This is a genomic window from Streptomyces sp. WM4235, assembly GCF_001279725.1.
In the GTDB taxonomy this organism is placed as follows: domain Bacteria; phylum Actinomycetota; class Actinomycetes; order Streptomycetales; family Streptomycetaceae; genus Streptomyces.
This window is the reverse complement of sequence record NZ_LGDE01000226.1, coordinates 42,588-60,501: the sequence shown is the minus strand read 5'-3', so window position 1 is coordinate 60,501 and position 17,914 is coordinate 42,588. Positions and strand designations below refer to the sequence as shown.

At 72.3% G+C, this 17,914-nt stretch carries 13 protein-coding genes; 10 read left to right on the top strand and 3 right to left on the bottom strand.

The genetic code is table 11. The features are described 5' to 3' along the window. The first annotated feature begins 10 nt into the window (after window positions 1–10). From ADK55_RS16820 to ADK55_RS38580, 4 genes are all read left to right on the top strand, one after another. The gene (locus ADK55_RS16820; RefSeq protein ID WP_234350081.1) at window positions 11–1,690 is read left to right on the top strand and encodes a flavin-containing monooxygenase; all 1,680 of its coding nucleotides are present in this window, start codon (window positions 11–13) and stop codon (window positions 1,688–1,690) included. Further along, window positions 1,687–2,643, top strand: coding sequence for an alpha/beta fold hydrolase (locus ADK55_RS16815; protein WP_053679544.1), 957 nt, complete (start codon window positions 1,687–1,689; stop codon window positions 2,641–2,643). Before ADK55_RS16820 ends, ADK55_RS16815 begins: the two co-directional genes overlap by 4 nt. After that, on the top strand, window positions 2,640–3,524 hold the full coding sequence (locus tag ADK55_RS16810) for an SDR family oxidoreductase (RefSeq protein ID WP_053679542.1): 885 nt from the start codon (window positions 2,640–2,642) through the stop codon (window positions 3,522–3,524). The genes ADK55_RS16815 and ADK55_RS16810 overlap by 4 nt, the downstream gene beginning before the upstream one ends. Before the next feature lie 116 nt (window positions 3,525–3,640). Next, the gene (locus ADK55_RS38580) at window positions 3,641–3,814 is read left to right on the top strand and encodes a hypothetical protein (protein ID WP_159041426.1); all 174 of its coding nucleotides are present in this window, start codon (window positions 3,641–3,643) and stop codon (window positions 3,812–3,814) included. Between the two features lie 96 nt (window positions 3,815–3,910). Here the strand turns inward: ADK55_RS38580 and ADK55_RS16805 are convergent, their stop codons facing one another. Further along, the gene (locus ADK55_RS16805; protein WP_053679540.1) at window positions 3,911–7,198 is read right to left on the bottom strand and encodes a S41 family peptidase; all 3,288 of its coding nucleotides are present in this window, start codon (window positions 7,196–7,198) and stop codon (window positions 3,911–3,913) included. Window positions 7,199–7,350: 152 nt separating this feature from the next. Here ADK55_RS16805 and ADK55_RS16800 point away from each other — a divergent pair, with 152 nt between their 5' ends. Both ADK55_RS16800 and ADK55_RS16795 read left to right on the top strand, forming a co-directional pair. Beyond that, window positions 7,351–7,941: a TetR/AcrR family transcriptional regulator gene (locus tag ADK55_RS16800; protein ID WP_053679743.1), complete on the top strand. Its 591-nt coding sequence runs from the start codon at window positions 7,351–7,353 to the stop codon at window positions 7,939–7,941. 106 nt (window positions 7,942–8,047) lie between these two features. Then, on the top strand, window positions 8,048–10,255 hold the full coding sequence (locus ADK55_RS16795) for an MMPL family transporter (protein ID WP_053679538.1): 2,208 nt from the start codon (window positions 8,048–8,050) through the stop codon (window positions 10,253–10,255). A 153-nt stretch (window positions 10,256–10,408) separates the two neighbouring features. Here the strand turns inward: ADK55_RS16795 and ADK55_RS16790 are convergent, their stop codons facing one another. Then, on the bottom strand, window positions 10,409–10,801 hold the full coding sequence (locus tag ADK55_RS16790; protein ID WP_234350080.1) for an SsgA family sporulation/cell division regulator: 393 nt from the start codon (window positions 10,799–10,801) through the stop codon (window positions 10,409–10,411). A 264-nt stretch (window positions 10,802–11,065) separates the two neighbouring features. Here ADK55_RS16790 and ADK55_RS16785 point away from each other — a divergent pair, with 264 nt between their 5' ends. The 4 genes from ADK55_RS16785 to ADK55_RS16770 all read left to right on the top strand — a co-directional run bounded on the left by ADK55_RS16785 (window position 11,066) and on the right by ADK55_RS16770 (window position 15,121). Continuing rightward, window positions 11,066–12,121: an energy-coupling factor ABC transporter permease gene (locus ADK55_RS16785; RefSeq protein WP_053679533.1), complete on the top strand. Its 1,056-nt coding sequence runs from the start codon at window positions 11,066–11,068 to the stop codon at window positions 12,119–12,121. A 1-nt stretch (window position 12,122) separates the two neighbouring features. After that, a complete protein-coding gene (cbiQ, locus tag ADK55_RS16780) occupies window positions 12,123–12,884 on the top strand; it encodes a cobalt ECF transporter T component CbiQ (RefSeq protein WP_053679531.1) in 762 nt (253 codons plus the stop codon). A 109-nt stretch (window positions 12,885–12,993) separates the two neighbouring features. Next, window positions 12,994–13,824, top strand: coding sequence for an energy-coupling factor ABC transporter ATP-binding protein (locus tag ADK55_RS16775; protein ID WP_053679529.1), 831 nt, complete (start codon window positions 12,994–12,996; stop codon window positions 13,822–13,824). A 28-nt stretch (window positions 13,825–13,852) separates the two neighbouring features. Then, window positions 13,853–15,121 (top strand): serine hydrolase domain-containing protein, encoded by a 1,269-nt coding sequence (locus ADK55_RS16770; RefSeq protein ID WP_053679527.1) that lies wholly within the window; start codon window positions 13,853–13,855, stop codon window positions 15,119–15,121. A 193-nt stretch (window positions 15,122–15,314) separates the two neighbouring features. Here ADK55_RS16770 and ADK55_RS16765 read toward each other — a convergent pair whose 3' ends face one another. After that, window positions 15,315–17,000, bottom strand: a complete 1,686-nt coding sequence (locus ADK55_RS16765; protein WP_107089211.1) for a penicillin-binding transpeptidase domain-containing protein — start codon at window positions 16,998–17,000, stop codon at window positions 15,315–15,317. Window positions 17,001–17,914 lie beyond the last annotated feature (914 nt).

The following is a 17,914-nucleotide window of genomic DNA, read 5'->3' as shown; positions in this document are numbered from 1 at the left end:
GGCGGCGGGCATGGGTGGCATGGGTGACGGCGTGGACGGGCGCGAGCACGTGAGGGTGGCGGTGATCGGGTCCGGGTTCGGCGGGCTCGGTGCCGCCGTACGACTGCGCCGCGAGGGGATCACGGACTTCGTCGTGCTGGAGCGCGCCGATTCCGTGGGCGGCACCTGGCGCGACAACAACTATCCGGGGTGCGCCTGCGACGTGCCCTCGCACCTCTACTCCTTCTCCTTCGCGCCCAACCCCGACTGGCCCCGGACCTTCTCGGGCCAGCCGCACATCCGGGCCTACCTGGAGCAGGTCGCCGACACCTTCGGGCTGCGGCCGCACATCCGGCTGAACTCCGAGGTCCGGCTGATGCGCTGGGACGCCGACGAGCTGAGGTGGGAGATCGAGACCTCGACCGGGAACCTCACCGCCGACGTGGTGGTCTCCGCGACCGGGCCGCTGTCGGACCCGAAGATGCCCGAGATCCCCGGGCTCGCCGAGTTCCCCGGCAAGGTCTTCCACTCGGCCCGCTGGGACCACGACTACGACCTGCGCGGCAAGCGCGTCGCCATGATCGGCACCGGCGCCTCGGCCATCCAGATCGTGCCGGCCATCGCCCCCGACGTGGACCGCCTCACGCTCTTCCAGCGCACCCCGCCGTGGGTGATGCCGCGCACCGACCGGGCTGTCTCCGCCTTCGAGCGCCGGCTGCACCGGCAGCTGCCCTTCACCCAGGCCGCCCGGCGCGGGCTGCTGTGGGGGATCCGCGAACTTCAGGTCAGCGCCTTCACCAAGCGGCCGAACCAGCTCGGCCTGGTCGAGTCCCTGGCCAAGGCCAACATGGCGCGTTCGATCAAGGACCCGGGCCTGCGGGCCAAGCTGACGCCCTCGTACCGCATCGGCTGCAAGCGCATCCTGCTGTCCAGCGAGTACTACCCGGCGCTGGCTCGGCCCAATGTCGATCTGGTCGCCTCCGGGCTCAAGGAGATCCGGGGCTCGGTTCTGGTCGCCGCCGACGGGACCGAGACCGAGGTGGACGCGATCGTCTTCGGCACCGGGTTCCACGTGACGGACATGCCGATCGCCGACCGGGTGGTCGGCGCCGACGGCCAGACCCTCGCGGACGCGTGGAAGGACGGCATGAAGTCGCTCCGCGGCGCGACGGCCGCCGGCTTCCCCAACTGGATGACGATCATCGGACCGAACACCGGTCTCGGGAACAGCTCGATGATCCTCATGATCGAGTCGGCGCTGAACTACATGGCCGACTACCTGCGGCAGTTGGACACCCTGGGAGGCCGGACCGCGCTGGCGGCCAGGCCCTCCGCGGTGAACGCGTGGAACCGGCAGGTGCAGTCGCGGATGGAACGCACCGTCTGGAACACCGGCGGCTGCACCAGCTGGTACCTGGACGCCAACGGGCTCAACACGACGGTCTGGCCGGGCACCACCGGCGCGTTCCGCCGCGAGACCCGCACCGTCGACCTCGCCGAGTACGAGGTCGTCCGCAAGGGCGGGATACCGCGAGCCGAGCGGGTCGCCGCGGGGTCGGTGTCGGGGAGCGCCCCGATCGCCCCCTCCGCCCCGATCGCCCCGTCCGCCCCGGCCTCCCGCGCCGGTGAGGCCGAGGTGGGCGCGCCCGGGGCCGCCGTGCCCGAGGGCGCCCCGGCGGCGGCCGTCACGGCCGACGGGAGCGCCGCGTGAGCCGGCGCCCCGCCCACGTCACGTCCGGGCCCTACGCGCCCCCGGTCGCCGGCCGGGAACTCACCGCCGTCTCCGCCGACGGGGCCCGGCTGCACGTGGAGGTACACGGCGAGGCGGGCGCCCCGGCGGTGGTGCTGGCCCACGGCTGGACCTGCTCCACCGCCTTCTGGGCCGCCCAGACACGGGACCTGGCCCGCGACCACCGGGTCATCGCCTACGACCAGCGCGGCCACGGCCGCAGCCCCGTCGGGCTCCGGCACAGCACGACCGCCCTCGCCGACGACCTGGTGGCCGTGCTCAAGGCCACCCTCGCGCCCGGTGAACGGGCCGTCGTCGCCGGGCACTCGATGGGCGGCATGACGGTCATGGCCGCCGCCGGGCGGCCCGAGTTCACCGAACACGTCGCGGCCACCCTGCTGTGCAGCACCGGCAGCGGGGGGCTGGTCGCCGAGGCGCTGGTGCTGCCGGTGCGCGCCGGACGCGTGCGGACCAGGATCACCAGGGCGGTGCTCGGCTCCCGCGCCCCGCTCGGGCCGGTCACGCCCGTCGCGAGCAAGGTGCTCAAGTACGCCACGATGGGGCCCGGTACCGCGCCCGACCGGGTCGAGGCCGTCGCCCGCATCGTGCACGGCTGCCCCGCGGCCGTCCGGTACGCCTGGTCCCAGGTCCTGGCCGACCTGGACCTGGGCGGGAATCTGGCCCGGCTGACCGTGCCCACCGCCGTCCTCGCCGGTACCGGCGACCGCCTGACGCCCATCGCTCACGCCCGCCGCCTGGCCGCCGCGCTGCCCGACTGCCGCGGGCTCACCGAGCTGACCGGCATGGGACACATGACCCCGATCGAGGCCCCCGAGGCCGTCACCCGTGCCGTGCGCGAGCTGACCGCCCTGTACGCGGGAAGCGCCGGCGACCGGCACGACCACGACACATTCCCGAAGGAGAAGACGCCGTGAGCGCTCGCAGGAGTCTGGAAGGCCAGGTCGCCGTCGTCACCGGCGCCGCCCGCGGGGTCGGTGAACTCCTCGCCCGCAAGCTGTCCGCGCGCGGGGCGAAGGTGGCCCTGGTGGGTCTGGAGCCGGAGGCCCTCAAGGAGGTCTCCGAGCGGCTCCACACCGAGAGCGACCACTGGCACGCCGACGTCACCGACCACGAGGCGATGGCCCGGGTCGCGCAGGAGGTCAAGCAGCGTTTCGGCAAGGTGGACATCGTCGTCGCCAACGCGGGCGTCGCCGCCGGCGGGCCGTTCGTCGACTCCGACCCCGACGCGTGGCGCCGGGTGATCGAGGTCAACCTGATCGGCGGGGCCGTCACCGCCCGGGCCTTCCTGCCCGTGCTGATGGAGAGCCGCGGCTACTTCCTCCAGATCGCCTCGCTCGCCGCGATCACCCCGGCGCCGATGATGACGGCGTACTGCGCCTCCAAGTCCGGTGTCGAGGCCTTCGCGCACTGCCTGCGCGCCGAGGTCGGGTACAAGGGCGTCAAGGTCGGCGTCGGCTACCTCTCCTGGACCGACACCGACATGGTGCGCGGCGCCGACCAGGACGAGGTCATGCGGGAGCTCCGGCAACGGCTGCCGTGGCCCTCGAACCGCACGTACCCGCTGGGGCCGGCCGTCGACCGGATCGTGGCCGGCATCGAGCGGCGTTCGCCGCACGTGTACGCGCAGTGGTGGCTGCGGGGCATGCAGGGCATGCGCGGCTACCTGCCGGGGATCATCGCGACCGTCGGGCAGCGCGAGATGGCGCGTTTCGAACCGAGGCTCGGCGGCGTCTCCAAGGGGCTCGTCGGGGCCGGCGGGGCCGCGGACGAGCAGGGGCGCAGCGCGTCCCGCTGATCATGCCGATGGTCACGAAGGGGCCGATACGGCCGGACCTCGACCGAATCCGGACCGAACCTCGACCGTTAAGTGTCCGAAATGCGCACTTAACGGGCGCGTGGAAGTCTGGGCGCATGTCTATCAGGGAGCAGTTCCAGGTCAAGGCGAGAGAACTCGAACGCAGGGCCGCGAAGGCCCGGGAAGCGAGGGACGAGGTGAAGGCGGCGCCGGGGGACCCGATGCCGTCGGCGGTACGGGACCAGGCCGCCAGACCCGGTGACACGCTCGACGGGCCCTTCGAGAAGTAGGCCGAGGGGCGGGTCGGGACCGGTGGGACGAGGACCGTGTGACGAGGGGCGGGACCGCGAGCGCGGTCCCGCCCCTTCGAGGTTCCCGCGCTGCGGCTACGAACCGGCCGGGCGCGGCGGCAACTTCGGGCGTCGCAGGTCCGGGGCGTCCGCGTAGCCCGGGGGTACCGCCGCCGGGTCCTGCTCCAACAGTTCCAACGCCAGGTGGACGGCGTCGTCGAGTACCGCGTGCCGGCCCTCCGCCCAGTCGAGCGGCGTGCGCAGGATCGCCAGGTCGGGCTCGACGCCGTTGTTCTCCACCGACCAGCCGTACTCCGGGAACCAGGCCGCGTTCATCGGCACCGTGATCACCGTGCCGTCGCCCAGGACGTGCCGGCCGGTCATGCCGACCACCCCGCCCCAGGTGCGCTGGCCGACCACGGGGCCCAGCCCCAGCAGCTTGAACGCCGCCGTGATCATGTCCCCGTCGGAGGAGGTCGCCTCGTCGGCCAGGGCCACGATCGGGCCCCGGGGCGCGTTGGAGGCGTACGACACCGGCTGGGCGTTGCGCGTCAGGTCCCAGCCGAGGATCGAGCGGGTCAGCTTCTCCACGACCAACTCGCTGATGTGACCGCCGGCGTTGCCGCGCACGTCCACGATCAGCGCGGGCCGGGACATCTCCATCCGCAGGTCCCGGTTGAACTGCGCCCAGCCCGAGCCGCCCATGTCGGGGATGTGGAGGTAGCCGCACCGGCCGCCGCTGAGTTCGCGGACCACCGACCGGCGTTTGGACACCCAGTCCTGGTAGCGCAGCGGCCGTTCGTCGATCAGGGGGACGACCGCGACACGGCGGGCCCGGCCCTCGCCTTCCTGCTCGAAGGTCAACTCGACGGTGGTGCCGCCCGCCGCGTCCAGCAGCGGGTACGGGCCGGTCACCGGGTCCACCGGGCGGCCGTCGATGTGCGTGAGCACGGCGCCCTCGCGGATGCCGGTGCCGGCCAGTGGGGAGCGGGCCTTGGAGTCCGAGGACTCGCCGGGCAGGATCCGTTTGATCATCCAGGCGCCGTCCCGGCACACCAGGTTGGCGCCGAGCAGGCCGATGGCCCGCTGGTAGTGGGGCGGGCCCTCGTTGCGGCGGGCGGGGGACACGTACGCGTGCGAGGTGCCCAGTTCGCCGAGGACCTCGCGCATCAGGTCGGCGAACTCGTCGGGGGAGGCGACGCGTTCGACCAGGGAGCGGTACTGGCGCAGCACCCCGTCCCAGTCGATGCCGCACATGTCGGGCTCCCAGAAGTAGGCGCGGATCAGCCGGCCGGCCTCCTCGTACGCCTGGCGCCATTCGGCCGCCGGGTCCACCTCGTGCAGGATGCGGCGCAGGTCCAGGTAGACGGTGGAGTCGCCGTCGCCCGACTCGGTCGACGGGACGGCCCGCAGGTCGCCGTCGTCGTTGATCACCAGCCGGGTGCCGTCGCCGCTGACCGCGAACCAGTCCAGTCCGGAGGCGAGTTCGCTCTTGCGGGCCTTGGAGATGTCGTAGTGCTCCAGCGTCGGCTTGCCGCTGGTGTCGGAGGGGTTGGCGAAGGTCTCGCCGAGCGCCCCCGAGATCGGCCAGCGCAGCCACACCAGGCCGCCGCCGTTCACCGGGTACAGGGCCGAGTACTTCGACGCCGTCACGGGGAAGGGCGTGACCCGGCTCTCCAGCCCCTCCACTTCCACGGTCACCGAGCCGTCCCCGTCGCCGGACTCGCCCTCCACCGGGTCGAGTCCGCCCGCCGCCGGGCGGCCGTCGGGGGAGAAGGCGAAGGGCGAGGGGGTCGCGGAGGACAGCGGCACCAGGTACGGGCGACAGCCCAGCGGGAAGGACAGGTCGCCGGTGTGGACGTCGTACACCGGGTCGAAGCCGCGCCAGGACAGGAACGCGAGGAACCGGCCGTCCCGGGTGAACACCGGGTTCTCGTCGTCGAAGCGGCCGTTGGTGACGTCCACGACCGTGCGGGTGCCGGGGCCGGCGATGCGGGCCATCTTGATCTGGCGCAGCGAGCGTCCGATGCCCGGGTGCGACCAGGTCAGCCAACAGCCGTCGGGGGAGAACGCGATGTCGGTGACGGGCCCGTTGATGGACCGGATGAGCTCGGTGACCTCCCCGTCGGACTCCTCGGTGGCGTCGATCAGCAGCAGCCGGCCGTCGTTCGAGGCGACGGCGAGCCGCTCCCCGTCCGGGTCGGAGAGCAGTTCCAGTACGCGGCCCAGCCGGCCCGAGGCCAGCCGGCGGGGTTCGCGGTCGCCGGAGGCGCGGGGCAGGTAGGCGATCTCGATCGCGTCCTCGCCCTCCGCGTCGGTCACGTACGCCACCTGCCCGCCGCTGCCGAGCATCTCCGGCAGCCGGACCCGTACGCCCGGGGTGTCGGCGATGGTGCGGGCCGGGCCGTCGCGGTGGGTGAGCCAGTACAGGCTGCCGCGCACGACGACGGCGCTGGCCCGGCCGGTCGCGTCGACGGAGAGGGAGTCGACGTGGTTGGCGGCCGGGATCTGATAGCTGCGCCGGCCGGCGCGGGGGCCACCGAGGCGGACCTCCAGCTTGCGCGGGACGGCGTCCGGGGCGAGGGAGTCCACGAGCCAGAGGTCGCCCGCGCACTGGTAGACGACCCGGGAGCCGTCGCTGGAGGCGTGCCGGGCGTAGAACTCCGCGTGGTCGGTGTGGCGCCGCAGGTCGGTGCCGTCGGGGAGGCAGGAGTAGAGGTTGCCGATGCCCTCGTGGTCGGAGAGGAAGGCGATCCGGCCGGCCACGAACATCGGCGAGTCGAGGTGGCCCTCGACGTCCTCCAGCAGCCGTCGGCCGTGCAGCCAGAGCCGGCCGGTGGCGCCGCCGCGGTACCGCTTCCAGGCGGCGGGCTCGTGCGGGGGCTTGCCGGTGAGCAGCAGGGTCCGGCGTTCGCCGTTCGGTTCCTCCCGCACGGCGATGTCGGACACCGGGCCCCAGGGGAGCTTGCCGCCGGGGCTGCCGTCGGTGGGCAGGCTGTAGGCCCAGGAGTAGTACGAGAAGGGCTGGGCGTGCGAGGAGACGGCCAGGATGTCGCTGCGGCCGTCCTTGTCGGGCGGGGTCCAGCCGCAGACGCGGGTGTCGGTGGAGCCCCAGTGGCTGAGCCGGCGGGCCGGACCGCCGTCCACGGGCGCGAGGTGGATCTCGGGGTCGAGGCTGCGCCAGGTGGTGAAGGCGATGTGCCGGCCGTCGGGGGAGAACCGCGGGTGGCCGACCCGGGTCCGGTCGACGGTGATCCGCCAGGCGCGGCCGGCCGGGCCGTCGGGCGGGGCCAGAGGTGCCACCCAGAGGTCGTCCTCGGTGGCGAAACACAGCAGGTCGTCGTGCAGGTGCGGGAACCGGAGGTACGCGACGTCGTGACTCACCCCCCAATGCTTTCCGCGCAGGAGGGCCCTGGCAACTCGTACAGGTGATCCATGACACTCACCGAAGCGAAACGGAACGGTTTCGTTTCGTTCGGAGGGAGGGTAGGCTCGAAGGAGTACGAAACCGTTTCGTTCGGATGGGAGGACCGGAGATGCCCGAAGAGGTCGCGTCGCGGCGCAGCCGGATCACCCCCGAGCGGGAAGCCGAACTCCACGGGGCGGTCCTCGACCTTCTCCGCGAGGTCGGGTACGAGGCGCTGACCATGGACGCGGTCGCCGCCCGCACCAAGTCCAGCAAGGCCACGCTCTACCGCCAGTGGGGGAGCAAGCCCGAGCTGGTGGCCAAGGCCCTGCGCTGCACCCAGCCGGTCTCCCTCCGGGAGATCGACACGGGCAGCGTGCGCGGGGACTTCGCCCTGATGGTCGAGCACTCCGACGACACGCAGATGGCCAAGGACACCGCGCTGATGCGGGGTCTGGCCCATGCCGTCCACGAGAGCCCGGAACTCCACCAGGCACTGCGCGACCTGCTGGTCGATCCCGAGATCAACGGGCTCCAGATGATGTTGCAGCGCGCGGTGGACCGGGGCGAGATCGCCCCTGACTGTCCGGCGCTCGACTTCGTACCGCACATGCTCATCGGGGCGTTCATCGCGCTCCCGCTGATCGAGGACCGGTCGGTCGACCGGACGTTCCTCGGCCAGTTCCTGGACGCCGTGGTCTTCCCCGCCCTCGGCGTCTGAGTTCCACGCACGACCCGTATCGCTGCTCCTGACACGCCGCTCTCGTCGTCGGGCCGGCTCACCACGCCCTGTCCCATCCCACGACCCGAACGGGAGAACCACCGACGTGGCCACCTTCCTCTACCGCCTCGGCAAGGGCGCCTTCCGGCGCCGGCGCCTCGTCGCCCTCGTCTGGGTGGCGCTGCTGTTCGTCGCCGGCTTCGGCGCGGCCTCGGCGTCCGCACCCACCTCAGGCTCCTTCTCGATACCCGGCACGGAGGCCCAGAAGGCCTTCGATCTGCTGGAGCAGCGCTTCCCGGGCATGGCCGCCGACGGCGCCACCGCCCGTATCGTCGTCAAGGCGCCGGCGGGCGCCAAGGTCACCGACCCGGGCACCAAGACCGAGGTCGAGAAGATCATCTCCGGTCTGCAGAACGGCCCCGGCGCCGAGCAGATCGCCAAGATCGACGACCCCTACCAGGTGAAGGCCGTCAGCCAGGACGGTTCCACCGCCTACGTCAGCGTCAAGTACGACGTCAGCGGCATGGAGCTGAAGGACGACGCCCGCGACGCCCTGAAGGTGTCCGGCAAGGCCGCCCAGGACGCCGGGCTCACCGTCGAGATCGGCGGCGACGCGCTGATGGCCGCGCCCGAGACGGGCTCCGGCGAGATCATCGGCATCGCCATCGCGGCGATCGTCCTGGTCATCACCTTCGGCTCGCTGATCGCGGCCGGACTGCCGCTGCTGACCGCGCTGATCGGCGTGGGCATCGGTGTCTCCAGCATCACGGCCCTCGCCAACGTGCTGGACCTCGGCTCCACCACCTCCACGCTCGCGATGATGATCGGCCTCGCCGTCGGCATCGATTACGCCCTCTTCATCGTCTCCCGCTACCGCGCGGAGCTCGCCGAGGGCCGTGAGCGCGACGAGGCCGCCGGCCGGGCCGCCGGAACCGCCGGCTCCGCCGTCGTCTTCGCCGGTCTGACCGTGGTCATCGCCCTGGTGGGCCTGGCCGTCGTCAACATCCCGATGCTGACCAAGATGGGCGTCGCGGCCGCCGGCACGGTGGTCATCGCGGTCCTCGTGGCCCTGACCCTGGTCCCGGCCATCCTGGGCTTCGCCGGCAAGAAGGTCCTGCCGGCCGGCGCCAAGAGCAAGCTGTTCGGCAAGGGCAGGCCGAAGGTCGAGGGCGCCGAGCCCAAGGCCAACGGCGGCACCCGCTGGGCCCGCTTCGTCCTGCGCCGCCCGATCATGGTGCTGCTGGTCGGTGTGATCGGCCTCGGCGTGATCGCCATCCCGGCGAGCAAGCTGGAGATGGGCCTGCCGGACGACGGCGCCCAGCCGGTCTCCACCACCCAGCGCAAGGCGTACGACCTGCTGTCCGACGGCTTCGGCCCCGGCTTCAACGGCCCGCTGATGATCGTCGTAGACGGCGACAAGGCGCTCGCCGACTCCACGGTCGACCGGATCAAGGGTCTGGACGGCGTCGTGGCGGTCATGCCGCCGATGCCGAACAAGGACGGCGACGCGGCGATCATCAACGTGATCCCGAAGGACCGGCCCTCCTCGGTCGAGACCGAGAACCTGGTCCACGAGATCCGCGACGGCAGCGGCGACGACGTCCTCGTCACCGGCGCCACCGCGATGAACATCGACTTCTCGCAGAAGATGAACGACGCGCTGCTGCCCTACCTGGCGCTCGTGGTCGGCCTCGCCTTCCTGCTGCTGATGCTGGTGTTCCGCTCGATCCTGGTCCCGCTCAAGGCGGCCCTCGGCTTCCTGCTGTCGGTCGTCGCGGCCCTCGGCGCGGTCGTCGCGGTCTTCCAGTGGGGCTGGCTCGGCTCGCTCTTCGGGGTGGAGCAGACCGGTCCGATCATGTCGATGATGCCGATCTTCATGGTGGGCGTGGTCTTCGGCCTGGCCATGGACTACGAGGTGTTCCTGGTCACCCGCATGCGGGAGGCGTACGTCCACGGCGAGCGGCCGGGCCAGGCCGTCGTGACCGGCTTCCAGTACAGCGCGCGGGTGGTCGTGGCCGCCGCCGTCATCATGATCGCCGTGTTCGCGGGCTTCATCGGAGCCAGTGAGCAGATGGTCAAGATGATCGGCTTCGGTCTGGCCGTCGCCGTCTTCTTCGACGCCTTCGTGGTCCGCATGGCGATCGTCCCGGCGGTACTGGCGCTGCTCGGCCACAAGGCCTGGTGGCTGCCGAAGTGGCTCGACCGGCTCCTGCCGAACGTGGATGTGGAGGGCGAGAGCCTGCGCAAGCACCTCGGCGACTCCGGCGACTCCTCGGACGGTCCGGACAAGGACCGCGAGCTGGTCAACGCCTGACTGTCGGCGTCTGACCGTCGACATCTGACCGTCAGTGCCTGACCGACGGCGCCCGACCGGCGCGGTCGCGTACGAGAGGCCGGCCCCGCACCCGAACACCGGGTGCGGGGCCGGCCGCGTTCGCGCCCGCCGGTGGGTGCGGTGGCGTTGGGCCTAACGGGTGGCGTGCTCGACGGCGGGCGTCGCGGCGGGGGCTGGGGCGTACGTACGGCGCAGGAAACGACGCAGCGCCGAGAGGTCGAACTGCACCACGGCGACGCCCTCGGGGGAGTGGAACTCGACGATCGCCTGTACCCGGCCGCACGGCCAGACCCGTACGTCACCGGTCCCGGTCGGGGCGGTCAGGCCCGCCTCCAGGAGGGCGCGGGGGAAGACCCACTCGTTGTCCGTGCCCTCGGGGGACAGGTCGGCGGGGAAGACGATCCGTACCGCCAGCGGCTCGGCGGAGGTGAACCGCAGGAGGACCGGAATCGCCCGGTAGAGCGGATCGTCCGTGATCACACGGGCGCGGACGCGCTCCTCCACGGCGGTGGTCACCTCGGTCACGCGGGGATCATCGGCGGTCGCTGACATCGACACGGCTCCTACAAATCGGAACATATGCGTCTGTATTGACCCCAGCGTCGCACATTCCCACGAATCCGCGCGCCACTATTCGAGGCGCGTACGCTCTTGCCAATGGTTTGCAAGTGGGCACTATTCTTGAACGGTTAAAGATTTTGTCAGCGCAACACCGGCCCGAGCCCCCATGCGCCCCACTGCCATGAGCCTTACCGCCGTGAGCCTTACCGCAGGAAGCGGAGCAGACACATGCATGTCCCCGACGGCTTCATCGACGCCCCCGTCTCCATAGCCGCGGGCGTCGCCGCCGCGGGCGCGGTGGCGGTCAGCCTCCGCGGCGCCCGCCGCGAGCTCGACGAGCGCACCGCACCGCTCGCCGGCCTGGTCGCCGCCTTCATCTTCGCCGTGCAGATGCTCAACTTCCCGGTCGCCGCCGGCACCAGCGGCCACCTGCTGGGAGGGGCCCTCGCCGCGATCCTCGTCGGCCCCTACACGGGCGTGCTCTGCGTGTCCGTGGTCCTGCTCATGCAGGGCATCCTCTTCGCCGACGGCGGTCTGACGGCCCTCGGCGTGAACATCACCGTCATGGGCGTCGTCACCGTGGTGATCGCTTACGCGATCTTCCGCGGCCTGGTCAAGGTGCTGCCGACCGGCCGGGCCTCGATCACCACCGCCGCCTTCCTCGGAGCGCTGCTCTCGGTGCCCGGCGCGGCCGCCGCCTTCACCGCGATCTACGCCGTCGGAGGGACGACCGACATCCCGGTGGCCAAGGTGTTCACCGCCATGGTCGGCGTACACGTCCTCATCGGCATCGGCGAGGCCGTCATCACGGCCGCGACCGTGGGCGCCGTCCTGGCCGTCCGCCCCGACCTGGTCCACGGCGCGCGCGGACTGGCCACGCCGCTGAAGCTGCGCGTCGACGGCGAACTCGTCGACGTCCCGACCGCCGCCCCCGTGCCCGTCGCCGCCGCCCGCTCCACCAAGCCCGTGTGGATCACCGGCCTGGCCACCGCCCTCGTGCTGGCCGGTGTCGTCTCCTACTACGCCTCCGCCAGCCCCGACGGGCTGGAGAAGGTCGCCGCCGACAAGGGCATCGACGCCCACGTCGAGGAGCACGCCTCCGCGAACTCCCCCGTCGCCGACTACAGCGTCAAGGGCGTCGGCGACGCCCGACTCTCCGGCGGCCTCGCCGGGATCATCGGCGTCGGCGTGACCGTCGTCGTCGGCACCGGCATCTTCTGGGTGGTCCGGCGCCGCCGCGCCGAGGACCTGACCGCCACCTCCACCGCAGTGCCCACCGCCTGACATGGGGGCCGGCCACATCCACAAGCTCTACCGGCACGGGCACTCGCCCATCCACGCCCTGCCGCCGCACTGCAAGCTCGCCGCGACCTTCGCGTTCGTGCTGGTCGTCGTGTCCACACCGCGGGAGGCGATGTGGGCCTTCGGCCTGTACGCCCTCCTGCTCGCGGCGGTCACGGCCGTCGCCCGGATCCCGGCCGCCTTCGTGCTGCGCCGGCTGCTGATCGAGGTGCCGTTCGTCGCCTTCGCCGTACTCATGCCCTTCGTGGCGGAGGGCGAGCGGGTCGAGGTGCTCGGCATGTCGCTGAGCGTCTCCGGCCTGTGGGGCGCCTGGAACGTGCTCGCCAAGGGCACCCTCGGCGTGGCCGCCTCCGTCCTGCTCGCCTCGACGACCGAACTGCGGGCGCTGCTCCTCGGCCTCCAGCGGCTGAAACTGCCGCCACTGCTGGTCCAGATCGCCTCCTTCATGATCCGGTACGGCGATGTGATCGGCGGCGAACTCCGCCGGATGTCGATCGCCCGCCGCTCGCGCGGGTTCGAGGCGCGCGGGATCCGGCACTGGGGGGTGCTGGCCAAGACGGCCGGAGCGCTCTTCATCCGTTCCTACGAGCGCGGCGAGCGCGTGTACCTCGCGATGGTCAGCCGCGGCTACTCCGGCTCGATGCCGGTGATCGACGACGTCGCGGCCACGCGCGCCCAGTGGGCGTACGCGGCCGTGCTCCCGCTGGCGGCGCTCGCCGTCTGCGTGACGGGGTGGACGCTGTGAACGTGATGGGTGGGATGGGTGGGATGGGTGAGGTGGATGCCGTGGACGTGATGGACGTGCCGGGTGGGGTGGACGTGCCGGGTGGGATGGACACCGTGGACGTGATGGGATGGACGCCGTGAACGCCCCCTCGACCCCCGCACCGCCCTCGCTGGACGTCTCCGGCCTCGCCTACGCCTACCCGGACGGACACCAGGCCCTCTTCGGCGTGAACCTGACCGTCGGGCAGGGGGAACGCGTCGCCCTCCTCGGCCCCAACGGCGCGGGGAAGACCACGCTCGTCCTTCACCTCAACGGCATCCTCGCCGGCGGGGTCGGCACCGTGACCGTGGCCGGGCTGCCCGTGGAGAAGCGGAACTTCGCCGAGATCCGCCGCCGGGTCGGCATCGTCTTCCAGGACCCCGACGACCAGTTGTTCATGCCCACCGTGCGCGAGGACGTGGCCTTCGGCCCCGCCGCCGCCGGCATGCGGGGCGCGGAACTGGAGCGGCGGGTCCGGGAGGCGCTGGAACAGGTCGGCATGGCCGCCTTCGCGGACCGGCCGCCGCACCACCTGTCCTTCGGTCAACGCCGACGGGTGGCGGTGGCCACCGTACTGGCGATGCGGCCCGAGATCCTGGTCCTGGACGAGCCCTCCTCCAACCTCGACCCCGCCTCGCGGCGCGAGCTGGCCGACATCCTGCGCTCGCTGGACGTGACGGTGCTCATGGTCACGCACGACCTGCCGTACGCGCTGGAACTGTGCCCGCGCGCGGTGATCCTCAGCGACGGGGTCATCACCGCCGACGGGCGGACGCAGGACCTGCTGTGCGACGAGGAACTGATGGGCGCCCACCGGCTGGAACTCCCCTTCGGCTTCGATCCGCGTTCGGTGACACCGCCGACGCCGACGCCGACGACCGCCGCGCCGGGCCCCGGGACCCCGGCCCCGGCGGCATAAGCGCCCGCGGTCGGTTGTTGGAACCGTCGTGGAGATCCATGGTGAGGTGACGGAGGGCTTCGAGGCCGTCCGGGACGCGTTCGCGCGCAACTTCGAGGTGCTCGGGGACCGGGGCGCGGCCGTGGCCGTGTACCGCGACGGCCGCAAGGTCGTGGACCTGTGGGCCGGCACGAAGGACGTGGACGGCGGCGACCCCCGGGGCCCGGGCGGATCCGCGACCGGCGGACCGGGCGCCGGGACCGATGGCTCGGGCGCCGGAGCCGATGGCTCGGGCGGCGGGGCCGATGGCTCGGGCGGCGGCGCGCCCTGGACCGCGGACACGGCGCAGGTCGTGCGCTCGGCCACCAAGGGCGTCGCCGCGGCCGTCCCGCTGCTTCTCCACCAGCGGGGGCTGCTGGACCTGGACGCGCCGGTCGGAGCCCACTGGCCGGAGTTCAAGGCGGGCGGCAAGGAGCGGGCACGGGTCCGCGACCTGCTGGCACACCGTGCGGGCGTCCCGGCGCTGGACCGACCGTTGACGCCGGCCCAGGCGGCGGACGGCGAGAGCGGGCCGCGGGCCGTCGCCGAACAGACCGCCTTCTGGCAGCCCGGCACGGACCACGGCTACCACGCGCAGACGTACAGCTGGCTGCTGTCGGAACTGGTGCTCCGGGTGACCGGGATGTCGGTGGGGCAGTGGCTCGCGCGGGAGGTCACGGGCCCGCTGGGACTGGACTTCTGGATCGGGCTGCCCGACGCCGAGGCGGGACGGGTCGGCAGGGTCGGACCGGTGGAGCCGCCGGCGTCGGCGGGAGCGCTGCGCACCCGGCCGCGCAGAAACGTTTCGGAGGCCTACGCCGACCCGCACTCGCCGACCCGACGCGCCTTCGCGGCCATCGACCCCCTGCCCGACGAGAACGACCCCGCCTACCGGGCCGCCGAACTGCCCGCCTCGGCCGGCATCGGCACCGCCCGGGCCCTGGCCGGCTTCTACGCCGCGCTGCTGGGCGACACCGAGGACGGAACCCGCCTCTTCACCCCCGAGACCGCGGCCCTGGCGTCCTCGGAACTGTCCTCGGGACCGGACCGGGTACTCGTCGTCAACACCCGCTTCGGCCCCGGCTACATGCTGCACGGTCCGGCCTCCCCGCTGCTGTCCCCGGCCTCCTTCGGGCACCCGGGACGCGGCGGTTCGCTGGCCTTCGCCGACGCGGAGGCGGGCATCGGCTTCGGGTACGTCACCAACTCCCTGGCCAAGTCGGTCACCGCCGACCCCCGCGCACAGGCCCTGGTCCGGGCGGTACGCGCGTCCCTCTGAGCGGGGCCTTGCCGCGGGCGCGGGTCGGGGCGTGCGGGTCGGCGGGGGCGTGCGGGGTCGGGGCGCGGGGATCCGGGGATCCGGGGGTGGGTGCGTACGGCGGGTGCCGTGCGCACGCCTGTATGGCGGGTGCCCCCGTGTCCCGTGCGCCCGCTCGTACGGCGGGTGCCGGACGCACGCTCGTACGGCGGGGTCAGGAACGCAGGACCGCCGCCACGATCGGGCCCGCCGCGGCACCGCCGTGGCCGCCGCCCTCGACCATCGCCGCCGCGGCCACGTCGTCGCTGAAGCCCGTGAACCAACTGTCCGGGCTCGCCGCGCCGTCCACCTCCGCCGAACCGGTCTTCGCGCCCTTGTCGCCGCCGACCGAGGCCATGGCGTCGGCGCCGGTACCGCTGGTCGCCGTCAGCCGCATCATGGAGACGAGTTGGCCGCGCACCGACGACTTCATCGTGCGCGCCGCCGTCGCGGTCGGCCGGCCGTCCAGCTCGGGGGAGACCAGCAGGGGCTGGTGGAACCGGCCGCTGCGTGCCGTCGCCGTGATGGACGCGATGTTCAGCGGGTTCATGGTGATCTGGCCCTGCCCGATGTACTCGGCCGCCGACTCCGCTCCGGTCGTCACCGGAACCTTGCCGTCGAAGGACTTGATGCCCGTCTTCCAGTCCAGGCCGATGCCGAAGACCTCCGTGGCCTCCTTCGACAGCGCGGCGTCCTCGTCGACCTCCTTGATCTGCTTGATGAAGGCGGTGTTGCAGGACTTGGCGAAGCTCGTCGCGAAGTTCGTGCCCGCCGGCAGTTGGAAGTTGCTCAGGTTGTGGAAGGAACGGCCGCCCCAGGAGACCGTCTTGTCGCACGGGGCGGGGCTGTCGGCGGCCACCTTGCCCCGGTCGAGCAGCATCGCCGCCGTGACGATCTTCATCGTCGAGCCGGGTGCGCGCGTGCCCGTCATCGCCGCGTTGTAGCCGTCCTTGCGGTGGTTGGCGATTGCCAGGATGTGGCCGTTGCTCGGCTTGACGGCCACCACCGAGGACTCCGGGTACTTGGCCACCGCCTGCTCCGCCGCCGCCTGCACCTTCGCGTCCAGGTACGTCTTGAGCGTGCTCGGCTCGCCCGCCACCAGGGTCAACAGCGTGCGTCTGCCGCCGCCGTCCTGCCCGGCGTCACCGTCCTGGGCGGTGGTGGCGGTAGTGGCGGTGGCGGTGGCCGGTTCGATCCACAGCTCCGCTCCCGCCTTGCCGCCGGCCTTGCTGCCGTAGGCCTCGCGCAGTTGGGCCAGCACGGGCCGCAGCGACGGGTACTTCTCCGGGGTCAGTTCCTGGTCGTTGCGGTCCACCAGCTTGACCGGGGGACTGGCCGGCGTGCCCGCGCGCAGCCGCTCGCCGCGCTTGAGGTCCGGATGGATCACCGAGGCCTGCCAGTCGACCAGGGCCTTCCCGGTGCTGAGTCCGCGGACCACGGTGAGCCGGGACTCGTACGCGAGGGGCTTGGTCGTGCCCTCGTAGGTGACCTCGGCCTCGACCTTGAAGGGCACGGTCGTGCCGCTCGGGGTGCCGGGGGTGATCACCGCCTTGGACACGTAGGCCCTGGTCTTGAAGTCGGCGACCGCCGACAGCGCCTCGGACGCGTTGTTCGTCCAGTCGGCCGCCGTGCGCTCGTCCCCGGCCGCCCATGCCGTCAGGAAGCCCTTCGCGGCCTCCGCGGTCTCCTTCTCGGTGACCGGGCCCTCGCCCCTCGACGCGCCGGTCGCCGTCTTGCCGGCAACCGTGTCGTCCTTCTCCCCGCCGGTGTCGCCGACCAGTGAGTACATGCCGTACCCGGCACCGCCGACCATCGCGAGGAACACCCCGCCGATGATGGCACCCTTCGCCGCCCCGTTCACTTGCGTCCCCTCCCCAGGAGCCACGGTTCTCTGAACATGTTCAAGAACCCCTGGTGTGGACATTACGCTGAGCGAGCGCGTGTTGCGCGTGTTGTTACCGGACCGGAACGTGCCGCCCGTCACACGCCGAACGCGGCGACGGGGGTGGAGCGTTGGGGGTGGGCGCGGTTGCGCGCGACTCCGGGTGTCCAGGTGACGCCGGCACGGGCGGGCCGCGGGCCGCTCACCCGGGGCGCCGCGTCATGCGGTGGGCGCGAGCCGCGCCAGATGCCGGCCGGGGGTCTGTGGCCTTCGCCCGGTACGCCGGAATCGGCGAAAGTACTGCAAAGTGCCGGCCGAGCCGGATACCGTCCCAGCTCAGCAAGCCTGCTCCCCGCACGCGCGGGGATGAACCTCCGGCCGCGCTTTTCAACGCCCAGGTCCGCGGCTGCTCCCCGCAACTCCGGGAACGGCAATGCGGGCCCGCCATGCCAGATCCGTTGTCCCGGTCTTTGTCCAGTGCGCGGACGGCCGCCTGGCTTCACCGCCGTGCAAGCGCGCTGTCTGGGCTGCTGCGCGGACGCCGCGAACCCCCGTGAACGGCCACGCGGACAGTTGGAAAGCGTGTTGGGGGGCAACCCCTCACGAGTCGAATCTCGTATCCTCTGCCAGTGCCTCACCGGGCACTTGAAGGCCCCGACCGGGAAACCGGCCGGGGCCTTCTGCGTTGCCCGGCCGGCCCGGCCTCAGGCGGGGTGTGCGCGGAGGCGGTAGATGCTCGCGGCCTGACGGCGACGGATGACATTCCGAACGATCAGGGCTGTGGCCGACCTCCTGTTTGCCTGATTTCTGGGGTGAGCGCCTGCGACGATGGGTGCATACCGATGCTCGGAACGCCTCTCCCAGCTGCACTCATCCTCGACTGCACCGATCCG

What these genes read in the sequence shown, in the direction of transcription:
- ADK55_RS16820 (WP_234350081.1), top strand. Translation starts at nt 11, where the DNA reads ATGGGTGGCATGGGTGACGGCGTGGACGGGCGCGAGCACGTGAGGGTG.
- ADK55_RS38580 (WP_159041426.1), top strand. Translation starts at nt 3,641, where the DNA reads ATGTCTATCAGGGAGCAGTTCCAGGTCAAGGCGAGAGAACTCGAACGC.
- ADK55_RS16800 (WP_053679743.1), top strand. Translation starts at nt 7,351, where the DNA reads ATGCCCGAAGAGGTCGCGTCGCGGCGCAGCCGGATCACCCCCGAGCGG.
- ADK55_RS16785 (WP_053679533.1), top strand. Translation starts at nt 11,066, where the DNA reads ATGCATGTCCCCGACGGCTTCATCGACGCCCCCGTCTCCATAGCCGCG.
- cbiQ (WP_053679531.1), top strand. Translation starts at nt 12,123, where the DNA reads ATGGGGGCCGGCCACATCCACAAGCTCTACCGGCACGGGCACTCGCCC.
- ADK55_RS16775 (WP_053679529.1), top strand. Translation starts at nt 12,994, where the DNA reads ATGGACGCCGTGAACGCCCCCTCGACCCCCGCACCGCCCTCGCTGGAC.